This is a genomic window from Paenibacillus sepulcri (assembly GCF_042647105.1).
Lineage (GTDB): Bacteria > Bacillota > Bacilli > Paenibacillales > Paenibacillaceae > Paenibacillus_Z > Paenibacillus_Z sepulcri.
Map to the genome: position 1 here is coordinate 2,106,244 of NZ_JBHRUP010000001.1, position 13,882 is coordinate 2,120,125.

The 13,882-nt window shown below is 51.2% G+C and carries 13 protein-coding genes; 4 read left to right on the top strand and 9 right to left on the bottom strand.

The window, feature by feature from the left end; all coding sequences use genetic code 11:
• Positions 1-20: 20 nt before the first annotated feature.
• The 3 genes from ACFOLF_RS09255 to moaA are packed head-to-tail and all read right to left on the bottom strand — an operon-like array spanning position 21 to position 3,037.
• Positions 21-1,487 carry a bifunctional metallophosphatase/5'-nucleotidase gene (locus tag ACFOLF_RS09255; protein WP_210038507.1) on the bottom strand — a complete coding sequence of 489 codons (1,467 nt, stop codon included), beginning with the start codon at positions 1,485-1,487 and terminating at the stop codon, positions 21-23.
• Between the two features lie 24 nt (positions 1,488-1,511).
• A complete protein-coding gene (locus ACFOLF_RS09260) occupies positions 1,512-1,985 on the bottom strand; it encodes a molybdopterin-dependent oxidoreductase (RefSeq protein ID WP_210038506.1) in 474 nt (157 codons plus the stop codon).
• A gap of 50 nt (positions 1,986-2,035) precedes the next feature.
• Positions 2,036-3,037: a GTP 3',8-cyclase MoaA gene (moaA, locus tag ACFOLF_RS09265; protein WP_210038505.1), complete on the bottom strand. Its 1,002-nt coding sequence runs from the start codon at positions 3,035-3,037 to the stop codon at positions 2,036-2,038.
• Positions 3,038-3,138: 101 nt separating this feature from the next.
• Between moaA and ACFOLF_RS09270 the strand changes: the two genes are divergently transcribed.
• The 3 genes from ACFOLF_RS09270 (at position 3,139) to ACFOLF_RS09280 (ending at position 6,354) form a co-directional block, all read left to right on the top strand.
• Positions 3,139-3,864: a molybdenum cofactor biosynthesis protein gene (locus ACFOLF_RS09270; protein WP_210038504.1), complete on the top strand. Its 726-nt coding sequence runs from the start codon at positions 3,139-3,141 to the stop codon at positions 3,862-3,864.
• Positions 3,865-4,035: 171 nt separating this feature from the next.
• Complete coding sequence (locus ACFOLF_RS09275; RefSeq protein WP_210038503.1) at positions 4,036-5,127, top strand: ThiF family adenylyltransferase; 1,092 nt, start codon at positions 4,036-4,038, stop codon at positions 5,125-5,127.
• Between the two features lie 171 nt (positions 5,128-5,298).
• Complete coding sequence (locus ACFOLF_RS09280) at positions 5,299-6,354, top strand: HD-GYP domain-containing protein (protein ID WP_210038502.1); 1,056 nt, start codon at positions 5,299-5,301, stop codon at positions 6,352-6,354.
• A gap of 57 nt (positions 6,355-6,411) precedes the next feature.
• Here ACFOLF_RS09280 and sufB read toward each other — a convergent pair whose 3' ends face one another.
• The 6 genes from sufB to ACFOLF_RS09310 form a co-directional block, all read right to left on the bottom strand.
• Entirely contained in the window at positions 6,412-7,809 is a 1,398-nt protein-coding gene (gene sufB / locus ACFOLF_RS09285) for a Fe-S cluster assembly protein SufB (RefSeq protein ID WP_210038501.1), read from the bottom strand.
• Between the two features lie 41 nt (positions 7,810-7,850).
• Positions 7,851-8,279 carry a Fe-S cluster assembly sulfur transfer protein SufU gene (gene sufU, locus ACFOLF_RS09290; RefSeq protein WP_210038500.1) on the bottom strand — a complete coding sequence of 143 codons (429 nt, stop codon included), beginning with the start codon at positions 8,277-8,279 and terminating at the stop codon, positions 7,851-7,853.
• A complete protein-coding gene (locus ACFOLF_RS09295; RefSeq protein ID WP_210038499.1) occupies positions 8,266-9,492 on the bottom strand; it encodes a cysteine desulfurase in 1,227 nt (408 codons plus the stop codon). Before ACFOLF_RS09295 ends, sufU begins: the two co-directional genes overlap by 14 nt.
• Entirely contained in the window at positions 9,489-10,796 is a 1,308-nt protein-coding gene (gene sufD / locus ACFOLF_RS09300) for a Fe-S cluster assembly protein SufD (protein ID WP_210038498.1), read from the bottom strand. The genes ACFOLF_RS09295 and sufD overlap by 4 nt, the downstream gene beginning before the upstream one ends.
• Before the next feature lie 18 nt (positions 10,797-10,814).
• Positions 10,815-11,594, bottom strand: coding sequence for a Fe-S cluster assembly ATPase SufC (gene sufC / locus ACFOLF_RS09305; RefSeq protein ID WP_210038497.1), 780 nt, complete (start codon positions 11,592-11,594; stop codon positions 10,815-10,817).
• A gap of 163 nt (positions 11,595-11,757) precedes the next feature.
• Positions 11,758-12,336: a DUF1802 family protein gene (locus ACFOLF_RS09310; protein WP_379113970.1), complete on the bottom strand. Its 579-nt coding sequence runs from the start codon at positions 12,334-12,336 to the stop codon at positions 11,758-11,760.
• Between the two features lie 309 nt (positions 12,337-12,645).
• Between ACFOLF_RS09310 and mtnK the strand changes: the two genes are divergently transcribed.
• A complete protein-coding gene (gene mtnK / locus ACFOLF_RS09315) occupies positions 12,646-13,866 on the top strand; it encodes an S-methyl-5-thioribose kinase (RefSeq protein ID WP_210038496.1) in 1,221 nt (406 codons plus the stop codon).
• Positions 13,867-13,882: the final 16 nt, after the last annotated feature.

Genomic DNA, 13,882 nt, shown 5'->3' on the forward strand with positions numbered 1-13,882 from the left:
TCCTTCATCTCTGGCAGTTGTCAACCGGTCGTTCCATGATTTGTACCCGTCATGGTCCAGCGGGTCTTTCTGCAATCCAAGAGAGCTTGTGTATGCTGCAATTCCAAAGCCAGCACATCCCGAATGAACTCGGGCAAAAAGTACTGAATGTCCTTGCCGTTTTTGATTGTCTCATAACCTACACCGAACGTAAACATGTCTATCGTCCCTACCACGTATTCACGATCAGGGTCAAAGTCCTGCCCGTTTACCGTCAGGGAATGGATCTTGCCATAGGGAGGCGCCTCCGGGTCCCAGCTTATTTCGAGACCGTCAACGGCCAAGGTGCCAAGAACATAGCCCCGGAATCCGAACCCGCGGATCGGCTTATCGATGAATTCCCCAAGAAGGGCTTCTTCCAATGCGCGCAGGAGATCCGGACCGGCCAATCTCATCCGGCAGGGGTTGATGGGAGAAGGACACAGCGCGTGCAGCTCACCCGCCGTTACGTCTCCTTCGGCGAGTCCGCCCAGAAGCTGTCCCGTGTTGACGATGCCAATCTCCGAGTCCGTCCAGCGCCTCAGACCGGCAGCCAGCAAATTGCAAAGCGGCGATTCCTGCTCGACTCTTGCCGGCAGCGGTTCGGACAATCTTGTAATGACTCTGCTGAGACGACGCTGCCCCGCCGCTTTGAAGCCGCCGATTATGGCGGCGGCTTCGGGTTTCTCTTCGTATGCGGCCATCGGTATGCATTCAACATGGAAGGATAGACGTTTAAGGACAGGATCCAGACCAATCTCAATGCGCCCTATATAGTCGCCGAACTTGCCGGCGGCACAAATATAGGTCCTGCCGATCACTTCCGGCTCCTCGAGCAGATGATGCGTATGTCCGCCAAGAATCAAATCGAGACCTTCGACTTTCTGCGCCATCTGCCGGTCAAAGGCCAAGCCCAGATGCGACATGACGACCAGCACATCGACGCGCCCTCTCAGGGCGGCTGCCTGCTCCGCTACCGCGTCAATGGGATCGCCGGCATTCCAGTCCAGCAGATCATAAAAATCGGCAAAGGCAGCCGTAACCCCAATAATTCCAATCCGGAGACGTCCTTTTTGGATAATCGTGGAAGGCTGCAGCCATGAAGGCCTCTCGCCGCTTGATTTTTGGTGCATATTGGCACAGATCGTCTGAAAGCGCGCATGTTCGCGGTAAGCGTCATCCAATTGCTCATGCGTAAAGGTTAAACCCTCATTGTTTCCGAGAGTTACCGCCTCATAGCCCGCCTCATTCAAAAGCTCTATATTCACAAGGCCGTCACTGGCCTCCGTCTCAATTCTCATGCGGTCCATATGATCGCCGATATCCAGAGCGAGCACGTGGTCGCTTCCATATGTACGCCTTGTTTCTGCAATGTAAGTGGACATTTTTGCCGCCAGTTCCAAGCGGCTGTGAACGTCGTTGCTGTGCAACAGAACGACTTCAGGCGCACCAGTCGATGTTTCTTTCATGCCTGCCTCCCGGGTTATAAGGGATTACCGCTTTATTCGCATATCTTGCGGAGAAAACGTGCTTTTGAATCCATACGAGACTTCCCCCCTGCTTGCTTCCTCATGCAGAAAACGGCACATGACCACGCTTTTTACGTTCAGACATGCGCTTGAGCCGTTTGGAACATAGAGCCGGATAGGCCCGCCCTTCTGCAGCGGCTGCCCCTCTATCGCATATTGAACGGCAGCTTCCGCAAGCTGTTCCCAAGGAATAACCGCTTCAAAGGAATCCGCACCTTCCACTTTAAGGTGACTGGGCTCCGGAGTCTGCTGCCCGATTCCCTGCAAGGTGCGCCAGGCGGCATACCAGGCTGCAAAATCAAAGGCATCTCCCCCTGCTTCCGGCACACGCTCCGTCAAGGCAAAAACATTCCCCGCAAGCAAAGCCATCTGCTCCGGGGATGTTTCACGCAGCGGTTGTCCGAAATGGTCAATCATTATCGTACGGGAAATACTCATTTATTATTCCTCCAGCTATTGTCCGTACTCTACTTTCGCAATGTGAGATCCTAACCGCCGATTTGGGACATTCTCCTTGCGGTAGGCTCGTGGCTTTGGGCTTCGTCAGACAGCTTGGCTGCCATCTCATGATTAAGCGGCTTGATATCCATCGCCCGCATATATACGGCACGCAGCGCCTCCGGATTTCCAAGCGCGGGCTTCACGCTAAGCTCATCCACCCAGTACAGGCAGGGCTTAATGCTCCCATCCGCCGTCAATCTCAGACGGTTGCATCTTTGGCAGAAGTGATCGCTGACGGGATGAATCAGGCCAAACGAGCCCAGTCCGCCTGCAATGCGATAATCCTCGGAAGGGCCGTTCCCGATAATAGAGTCCAGGCGTTCTATATCAAGTTTGCGTTCCCGGGCAATTTCCAGGACACGCGTTAAAGGCAAATAATGGTTTTTCCAATTTTCGTCGGCGTGTCCGATCGGCATGTACTCAATAAAGCGGACATGCAGCGGATGCTCATAAGCCATCTGAAGAAAATCACCGATTTCATCCTCGTTAACGCCCTTAAGCAGCACGCAATTGAGCTTTATCGGGCTGAAACCCACTTTCGCCGAGGCTTCAATTCCGGCCATGACCCTTTTCAAATCCCCTCGTCTGGCAATAAACTGAAACCGTGCCGGATCGAGCGTATCCAGACTGATATTTACCCGGTTGACTCCGGCTTCTCTCAGCGCCCCGGCTTGATCTGCCAGCAGAACACCGTTGGTTGTCAGCGATATATCGCGAATACCGGGAATTGCCGCCAACCGGCGCACCAGTCCGTCCAGGCCCGGACGCACAAGCGGCTCGCCTCCTGTAATGCGCAGCTTTGAAATACCGAGGCTCGCGCCCACCTCAACAACCTCAACTATATGATCATAAGACAGCAAATCGGAGGAAGGAGCAAATTCAACGCCTTCTTCCGGCATGCAGTATAAACAGCGTAAGTTACAACGGTCCGTCACGGATATTCGCAAATAATCATGAACACGTTCGAACCGATCCGTTAACCCCGGCATAGTCCGCACTCCCCTTCATGTAGCTGCTTCTAGCATAACATTTTTCAAATGATTATGGTATGCTGTAGAGATCATTAACGAAGATACGAGAGGTAAAAAACATGAGCAATCAATGGAACATTCAGTTGTTCGCCGGCCTGGCTGAGCGATTGGCGGAACCGGCAATCCGTCTGCAGCTTGATGAAGACCAAATGCCTGTCAGTGCGTTGAAACAAGCTCTGATTGTCCGATATCCCGCACATGAATCGTTAATAACAGCCTCATTCATGGCCTCCAACCAGTCATATGCCGCTGATGACGATATTGTGAAATGCACGAACGAGCTTGCTCTGCTCCCTCCCGTCTCCGGCGGAGAGCCGCTGCCTGCCGCAGACGCGGACAATGGTTTGTTTGCCGTCACGGAGCAGCCGCTGTCTGTTGAGGCGATCACGGCTAAAGTCATCGCGCCCGAGAATGGCGCCACCCTGACGTTTACGGGCACCACAAGAGAATGGACCGCAGGGCAGCGGACGGTCCGTTTGGAGTATGAGGCTTATATCCCCATGGCGCTCAAAATGCTTCGGCAAATCGGCGATGAAGTGTCGCAGAAATGGCCGGGCGCGCGTTGTGCAATCGGGCATCGCATCGGTGTAGTCGACATTGCCGAGATCAGCGTTGTCATCGCGATCTCGACACCCCATCGGGATGCCTGCTATGAAGCAAGCAGATACGCCATTGAACGGCTTAAGGAAATAGTGCCGATATGGAAACGGGAGATATGGGAAGACGGCTCGGAATGGAAAGGCCACCAGCAGGGCCCCTGGAATCCCATCGCCCCGCCATTATAAAGCAGCTGCGGCTAAAAACCAGCTTTGGATCCGATGAAGTTGTTCTGTCTGTCGGAGATGCTGTATCGGCAGTGTAGTGAAAAAACGCAGTCCATGATACCGAAACCGTTTTTCTGCTTTGTCAGGGAAACTGTTTCGGGCAGCGAGCAGAAAAACTTTAGGAGGCTCCGCATGACTTTTCACGATAAGGACAGCACAGATTACAATTCCAGGTCAGCGGAGCACCCCCCCGCTTCTGCTGATCGCTACTCCAGACAGATCCGCTTCGCTCCTATTGGAGCAGCGGGGCAGCGAAGCATCGGTGAGAGCAGCGCAGCCGTAGTCGGCATGGGCGCGCTCGGAAGCGTTGCAGCCCAGCATCTTGTACGGTCAGGTATTGGCCGAATCCGCATCATTGACCGCGATGTAGTGGAATGGAGCAACCTGCAGCGGCAGATGCTGTACACAGAAGAGGATGTGCAGCGCATGCTGCCCAAGGCGGCCGCGGCGGCTGAGCGGCTGAGAAGCATCAACAGCTCTGTACGCATCGAACCGATGATCCTTGATCTGACAAGCGCAAACGCGGAAGAAATGCTGGACGGGGTCGATCTTATTATAGACGGATCCGATAATTTCTCCGTTCGTTATTTGATTAACGATATCAGTTTGAAGCTGGAGATTCCCTGGATCTACGGAGGAGTCGTCGGCGCATCCGGCATGACGATGTCCTTCATTCCGGGACAGACGCCATGCTTCCGCTGTCTGTTCCCTGTACCGCCTGCTGCAGGCTCTGTAGACACGTGCGAAACGGCGGGCGTTATTTCCCCGGCCGTCGATCTGATCGCTTCCATGCAGGCAGCGGAAGCGCTCAAGTGGCTTAGCGGCAATGCTGCGGCCATGCACGGCACTTTGTTCCAGGCAGATCTGTGGCAGCACCGCTACACCCCGCTGAATGTCTCCAAATCCAAGCGCAGCGACTGCCCGGCTTGCTCCCGGCATCAATACAGCTATCTGGATGACAACGAGCTGGAATCGGCAGCTGTATCGCTGTGCGGTCGCAACACGATGCAGATTTCGCCGCGACAAAACAGCAAAATCAATATGGATGCGTTAGCCGCAAGGCTCAGGCAGGCTGGTAAGGTCGAGCAAAATCCGTTTCTCATCCGTTATCGGCGGGATGAGCAAATAACAGCCGTTTTGTTCCCGGATGGAAGAGCCCTCATTCAAGGGACAGAGGACCTTGTCGTCGCCAAACGCATTTACAATGAAATATATGGAATATAAAGATTCAGTCTGCTCCCGGTCCCGCAATCAAAAATAATCTGATTTACCTATATATTTGCTCATATATTCATATAAATTTTTATAATTCGATTTGCTGTTATTGCCAATTCCACTTTTTGTTGCTACCATAGACATAACAATTGATTGGACAACTGTTACTTGAGGTGGAGCATGAGAGTACATCTGACGGAGCTAAAAGAGGGAGATCGGTTAACCCATGATACGTTCAACTCCTACGGGCTGAATGTGCTTTCCAAAGGGACCGAGCTGAACGCCAGGGAAATATCCAGGCTGTTCCAGCACCAGCTTGATTATGTCGAGATCGAAAGACGCATCACTGAACATCCACCGGAAAGAACGATCGAATCCAGCATCAACCCCAGGTGGCTGCCAACAGTTGAACCCGTCTATCAGGAAGTTGTAAACGGTTGCGAGCAGTTATTCATGGATGCTTTTCAGAACGGAAAAATAGCTGAAGAGGACGTTGTCGAGACCTTTCAGCCGCTTGTAGACAATTTCAAAACAGAACGCGATGTCGTGTCCATGCTGCTGCTGCTCAACACGAAGGATGATTACACTTACCAGCATTCCGTTCAGGTGGGCATGCTGTCCTACTATTTGTCCTCCTGGCTCGGCTATGATGAGCAGCAGGCGGTGAAAGTCGGCCAAGCCGGATTTCTTCATGATATCGGCAAGTCCCGGATTGAGGCAAAAATCCTGAATAAGCCTGATCGTCTGACCGAGCAGGAATTTGAAGAAATCAAACAGCACACCATTTACGGCAATCAAATTATTTTAAAATCCTTTGGCCAATCTGTATCGGCAATCGTAGCGCTTGAGCATCATGAACGTATCGACGGTTCAGGCTATCCCTACCGCATTACCGGCGATAAAATGCATCCCGTCTCCAAAATCGTAGCTGTCTCCGATGTCTACAGTGCGATGATTTCTTCTCGCGTCTATCAGAAAAAACGCGATCTGCTGTTTGTTCTGAAAGAGCTGTACCGTATGAGCTTCGCTGAATTGGATCCCTTCACAACCCATACCTTTATCAAACATATGATACCCAACTTCATCGGCAAGCGGATCGAGCTTGTGAGCGGCGAATACGGAACGATTGTGATGACACATCCATCCGAATTCTTCCGTCCTCTTATCCAGATCAATGATCAGTTTATTGATCTCACCGTAGACCGCTCCCTTGAAGTAAAGCAAGTTTTCATGTAAAAAGAAGCCGGCATCGTCTTTACAGACCATGCCGGCTTCTTTTTTTGTTTCAATCGATTAACCGATACTGCCTTCCATCTCGAACTTGATGAGACGGTTCATTTCAACAGCGTATTCCATCGGCAGTTCTTTGGTGAACGGCTCGATGAAGCCCATGACGATCATTTGCGTCGCTTCCGCTTCGGTCAGTCCGCGGCTCATCAGATAGAAGAGCTGATCCTCGGATACTTTGGATACCGTTGCTTCATGCTCAAGTGTAATGTTGTCGTTCATAATTTCGTTATAGGGAATCGTGTCTGAAGTCGATTCATTATCAAGGATGAGCGTATCGCATTTGATGTTTGCCTTGGAGCCCTCGGAGTTGCGTCCGAATGAAGCCAAACCGCGATAGGTTACTTTACCGCCATGCTTGCTGATCGATTTGGATACGATTGTCGATGTGGTATCCGGTGCCAGATGAGTCATCTTGGCGCCGGCATCCTGATGCTGCCCTTTACCGGCAACGGCGATGGAGAGGACCATGCCTTTGGCGCCGCGGCCTTTAAGAACAACAGCCGGATATTTCATTGTCAGCTTGGAACCGATATTTCCATCGACCCATTCCATGGTTGCATTTTCTTCGGCAACGGCACGTTTGGTCACAAGGTTATAAATATTCGGCGCCCAGTTTTGAATCGTCGTGTAGCGGACACGGGCGTCCTTGAGAACAAGAATTTCAACCACTGCGCTATGCAGAGAGTTCGTGCTGTAGATTGGAGCCGTACAGCCCTCTACATAGTGAACCATGCTGCCTTCATCGGCTACGATGAGAGTACGCTCGAATTGGCCCATGTTCTCCGAATTGATACGGAAGTATGCCTGCAGCGGAACTTCGCATTGCACACCCTTTGGAACATAGATAAAGCTCCCGCCTGACCATACTGCACTGTTGAGAGCGGCGAATTTGTTATCCGCCGGAGGAATGATCGTACCGAAGTATTTGCGGAAAATCTCTGGATATTCACGAAGCGCGGTGTCGGTATCGGTGAAAATAACACCCTGCTTCTCCAGATCCTCCTGCATGCTGTGGTAAACAACCTCGGATTCGTATTGAGCGGATACGCCTGCAAGGAATTTCTGCTCCGCTTCGGGAATACCAAGCTTATCAAAGGTTTCTTTGATTTCGGTCGGAACTTCCTCCCACGTTTTCCCTTGTTTGTCCGATGCTCTCACATAGTACTGAATATCATTGAAATCAAGGTCATCCATGTTGCCGCCCCAACGGGGCATCGGCATTTTGTTAAACTGCTCCAGCGACTTCAAACGGAATTCCAGCATCCATTCCGGTTCGTTCTTGATCTCCGAAATTGTACGCACAACTTCGGGTGTCAAACCTTTACCGGATTCAAAAATCGCCTTATGCTCGTCACGAAAACCGTATTTGTAATCTTCCAAATCGGGCATTTGCTTAGCCATTGTAAAGGCCTCCCATCTCTCAGACGCGCATTAAAGCGCGCTTATTGTCGTTTCTCCAACTCAATTCCTTTGCGCAGCGCATTCCAGGAAAGTGTCGCGCACTTGATGCGCGCCGGGAATTTGCTCACGCCCGCCAGCGACTCAATATCTTCAAGCTCATCAAACTCCGTTGGTTCGCCCTTGATAAAACTGGAAAACTTCTCAGCCAGCGCAAGAGCTTCATCAAGCGATTTGCCTTGGACCGCTTCGGTCATCATGGAAGCGGAAGACATGCTGATCGAACAGCCTTCGCCGGTGAATTTGGCTTGTTTTACAATCCCGTCCTGAATTTCCATCTGCAGCGTAATCCGGTCACCGCAGGTCGGATTATTCAGGTTGACCGTCACGGCATCTTCATCCAGCGTACCGCGGTTGCGCGGGTTTTTGTAATGATCCATAATGACTCTGCGATACAAATCATCCAATTGCATAACCGAAGAACTCCTTTGTCTGGTGGAGGGCGTCAATCAACCGGTCAACGTCCTCTTCGGTGTTGTATAAATAAAAGCTTGCTCTGGCCGTAGAAGAAACATTCAACCAGCGCATAAGCGGCTGGCAGCAATGATGTCCGGCACGGATGGCAATCCCTTTGGTATCCAATACAGTTGCTAAATCATGCGGATGAACCTCATCGAGATTGAAGGTGACAAGACCAGCCCGATTCTTCTCGGGACCATATATCGTTATGTCATCCATTGCACGAAGCCGGTCATACGCATATGCAGAAAGCTTTTGTCCATGCTGCTCGATCGCATCCATGCCAATTTCCTGAAGAAAATCGATTGCCGCACCAAGCCCGACAGCTCCGGCGATTATCGGCGTTCCTCCTTCAAACTTGTAAGGCAGCTCTTTCCATGTCGATTCATACAAATCAACGTGATCGATCATTTCACCGCCGAATTCGATCGGTTCCATGGCTTCGAGCAGAGCCTTCTTGCCATATAATGCTCCAATTCCCGTAGGACCACACATCTTATGTCCGGAGAAAGCATAGAAATCACAATTCAAATCCTGAACATCCACCCGCATATGCGGCGTACTTTGTGCGCCGTCTACTACCATTATAGCATGATTGCGATGTGCAATTTCGGCAATTTCTTTAATTGGATTAATGACTGCCAGCACATTGGATACATGGGAGATAGAAACAACCTTGGTACGGCTCGTAATCGTCTTCTCCGCATCCGCAAGGCTAATGGAGCCATCCGGCTGGAGCGGAATATATTTCAGCGTGGCTCCGGTCGCTTTGGCGGCCTGCTGCCACGGTATTAAATTGGAGTGATGCTCCATAGGCGTTATCACGATTTCGTCGCCTTCGCCGCATGCCGTACGGGCATAACCGGAGGCAACCAGATTAAGCGCTGTGGTCGTCCCGCGGGTAAAGATGATTTCCTGGGGGCTGGCTGCATGGAGAAATGCCGCCGTCTTCTCGCGGGCGCCTTCATAAGCGTCTGTTGCACGCGAGCCGAGCGTATGAACGCCGCGGTGAACATTGGCATTGTCCATTTCATAATACCGAACCATGGCATCAATGACGGAACGCGGCTTCTGTGAAGACGCCGCGTTGTCCAGATATACGAGCGGGTGCCCGTTTACCTCTTGATGCAGGATCGGAAATTGTTCCCGAATCGCCTGCACATTCATCCTTCCAGCTTCCTTTCAAGAAGACGCTTGAGCTGTTCACGAACAGCCTCGATCGGAATCTCCGAAACCACCGGGGCCAGGAATCCGTGAATAATGAGCCGCTCTGCGTCCTTTTTTGAGATGCCTCGCGACATCAGGTAGTACACCTGTTCTGGATTTACTTGTCCAACGCTGGCCGCATGACCAGCTTTAACATCATCTTCATCGATCAGCAGAATCGGATTGGCGTCGCCGCGGGCTTTGGGACTGAGCATCAACACCTTCTCGGTCTGTACGCCATTGGCCTTGGTTGCGCCCTTCTCGATCTTCGTGATGCCGTTGATGATGGCTCTTGATGAGTCTTTCATAACAGCCCTCGTAACCATGTTGCTCTCGGAGCTGCGCCCGATATGAACGGCTCCCGTCGTCAAGCTCATTTGCTGCGAGTTCTTGCCGATACTGATGACCTTCGCATCCGATGAAGAGCCATTGCCCTTCAGCACAGATTGCGTATCCGACAAAATATGTCCGTCATGCAAATCACCGATTACCCATTCAATACGGGCATCATTCTCAATGATCGCACGGCGTATCGTCAGATCGATGATACTGTCAGCCATATGATTAACCGTTGCTACCCTTACATGAGCGCCCGGATTTACAAACACCTCAACTACGGCCTGCTTGGTTAGCGCCTGCTGCTCCGCAGTATAGGCGGAAACCACATTATCTACATAAGTAACACGGCTGTTGTTATCCGCAACGATTAGAATATGGGGCGCAAAAGTCGCTTCAGCATCGTCGCTGTAGAACAAAGCCTGCAGCGGCAGCTCGATTTCTGTATTCTTGGGCACGTATAAAAATACACCGCCGTTCCATATTGCCGAATGCAGGGCAGTCAGCTTGCTCTCATCCTGCTTTACGGCCTGGAACAGATATTTCTGCACCAGATCGGCGTGATCCCGCGCTGCCGTTTCCAGATCGGTAAAGATAACTCCTTTTGCCTGAAGCTCAGGAGAAAGCTGCTTGAACACGCTGCTCGAGTTGCGTTGAACAACGAGTCCTGACGGAGCATTACCCGAAAGCTCCTTCAATGACTCAGGCAACTCGTCTGCCGAGCGAAGCTCAGCCTCCGGTTTGTAACTGCCCAGCGCTGTCAATTCCCAGCGGTCAATACGCGTTTTTTCCGGTTTCGGCCATTCCAGCGTTTCCGCAAGCTCAGCGCCCTTGATGCGCAGCGCTTCAAGCCAGGCCGGCTCGCCTTTGGTTCGTGATAACGCTTCGGCAGACTGGCGGTTCACCGGAGTAGTTAGTTGTGTACTCATATTGCTTTTCCTCCTCCACTAAACCTGTCCGACCGTTTCGTCCACGATGCCCAGTTCTTCTTTGACCCAATCGTAACCTTCGCTCTCCAAACGCGCCGCAAGCTCCGGTCCGCCTGATTTCACGATTCGGCCCTGCATCATAACATGAACAAAATCCGGTGTAATATAGTTCAGGAGCCGTTGATAGTGAGTGATGATCAGAAAGCCGCGATCCTCGGAGCGCATGGCGTTGACGCCGTTGGCTACGATTTTGAGCGCATCGATATCAAGTCCGGAATCAATTTCGTCCAGAATGACAATTTTGGGCTCGATCAGCATCATTTGCAGAATCTCATTCCGTTTCTTTTCTCCGCCCGAGAAGCCTTCATTCAAATAACGGTGGGCAAATTCGGGATTCATCTCCAGATCCTTCATCTTGCCTTCCATCAGACGGATAAAACGAATCAGTGAAATCTCTTTTCCTTCTTCCCTGCGGGCATTGATGGCGCTGCGCAGAAAATCGGAATTGGTAACGCCGGTAATTTCGCTTGGATACTGCATGCCGAGAAACAGACCGGCGCGGGCGCGCTCGTCTACGGCCATATCAAGCAGATCCTCACCATCAAGCGTGGCGGCGCCTTCCGTCACTTCATATTTAGGATGCCCCATAAGCGCCGATGCCAGCGTACTTTTTCCTGTACCGTTCGGTCCCATGATGGCATGAATTTCGCCACCCTTGATCTCAATGTTGATACCTTTCAGTATTTCCTTGCCTTCGATCTCAGCCTTCAAGCCGTCGATCTTGAAATGTGTTGCCATTTAAACTACCCCTTCCAAAGTTCGATGTTCCTATATTTGTTAGAAACATGGTCTTCATTTGTAATGATTCTAAAATGATTCTCATTGATTCTCAATAATCATTTTAGTCTAAGTTTCGTTATAAATCAACAATGCCGCCCTCACGGCCCAACCGCTCCGGTTCTTAAAGATTTAGTAAATGATGAATCCTGGAAGCCTGCTCCTGGAAAGCAGCATCAGAAAGTACAGGCGAGATATTGTTCTCCTGAAGTCCGTCCTCCAAAGTAACCCATGACTTGCAGCCCGTGTAAGCATCCCGCATTGGGATGTCAACAGGATGCTCGAGCCGGCCGATGCGCAGTATAAGCAGATGAAGCGGCTTCTTCTTTTTCCACTTCAGGCGCTCCTCTGCAAAAGAATCCGTCCATATATGGCATTCCCGGACCTTGTCCAGAGTCTCCATATCGTAGATTTCAATATCCTCCACAACTTCGGCGCAAACAGAGATTCGAACGCGATCCGGACTCGCTTCCTTCAGCGTATCCTTTAAACGGTCCTGATAATCATCCTTCAGAAGCTCCATTCTTTGATGCTCGTAAGCAGGGAGCAGATAGAATCTGCGGCTGACGAGTTGAAAATCCCTTGTTTCCTCAGCGATACCGCCTTTGCGAAGCACAATGATCTGTCTGCCTTCAGCAAGTGCTTTAACCGCAACGGCCCATTCCTTGAGCGCTACGGGCTGCGGATTATTAATGTCGTTCAATGTTTACACCTCCTAAAATTCTTGCCTTCGCCGCTGCTGCCAGCCAGGCAGGCTGCATCCACTCTTATGTCCTTGAAGGTGCTTGATAACGTGAGTCTTTCTATATAGTAGTTCCTCACTTGAACGGTTGCAAAAATCGACCGGGTTCAATACCTTTTGCTACTATTATAACAAAGGTGCTATTCCAACGCGAAAAAATATTCGTTATACTTATTTGGATGCCAATCGTTCTACTGATTTTACTAAGCCGGCCAACGGCGATATAATAAACTATCATTTCCATTATCACAGTCGAAAGGTGGACAAGAGATGTCTGCTTATCATCCATTGAACGAACAAGAAGCTATTGAAATTGCCCGTGGCCTGGAGAGTATCTTCACACCGGGAGCCCATCTTGTCAGCCGGGAAATCGGCGATGGCAATTTGAATCTGGTGTTTCATATCTCGGACCCCAAGGAAGGATCAAGCCTGATTCTGAAGCAGGCCCTGCCTTATGCCAAAGTGGTGGGCGAATCCTGGCCGCTGACGCTTGACCGTGCCCGGATCGAGAGCGAGGCGCTGATCCAGCAGGGAAAATTGGCTCCGGGACTCGTTCCGACCGTTTACAAATACGACCCTGAGCTTGCTTTGACAATTATGCAGGATCTCAGCGATCATGTGATCATGCGCCGCGGACTGATCGAGAGCGGACGATATCCGCTTTTTGCCGAGCATATTTCAACCTTTCTCGCCAATACGCTGTTCTTCACATCCGATCTCGGAATGAATCAGCAAAGCAAGAAGCTGCGTGTTCGCGAGTTTATCAATCCGGAGCTGTGCAAAATAACGGAGGATCTCATATTCGATCATCCCTACACGGATGCCGACACCAACAGCTTCGACGAAGCGATCCGCGATGAAGCAGAGGCGCTGTGGAACGACGGCGAGCTTCATCTTGAGGTCGCCCTGCTGCGCGAGAAATTCCTGACGCAGGCACAAGCGCTGCTGCACGGCGACTTGCATACCGGAAGTATTTTTATCAAGCCGGATTCGACGCAGGTAATCGATCCCGAGTTTGCCTATTACGGGCCAATGGGCTTTGATATCGGAGCTGTCATTGCGAACCTGCTGCTGAATTTTGCCGCACGCGGTCATTGGGATTCCGATGAGACGGCACGGCAGGAGTACCGCTCCTACCTGATTGAAACCATTCGCGAGATATGGATCAAGTTCGACGCCAAATTCCGCTCCTTGTGGGAGAAGAACGGTGTTGACCGGATCAGCATGACCGCTCCGGGCTACAAGGACAATTATATGAACCGCCTGCTTCAGGATACGGTGGGGTATGCAGGAAGCAAGATGGTCCGCCGGATTGTAGGTCTTGCCCACGTAGCAGATATTGACCAAATACCCGATCCTGCCGCCAGGGAGCATGCGCAGCGCCTCGCGCTGTCAATCGGGAAGGAACTAATCAAACGGAACCGTAAAACAGCCGCTATCGAGGATCTGATTGAGGTCGCCCAATCAGCGGCTGCATCGGTAAAGGCCTAAAGAAAGGAACAATCAT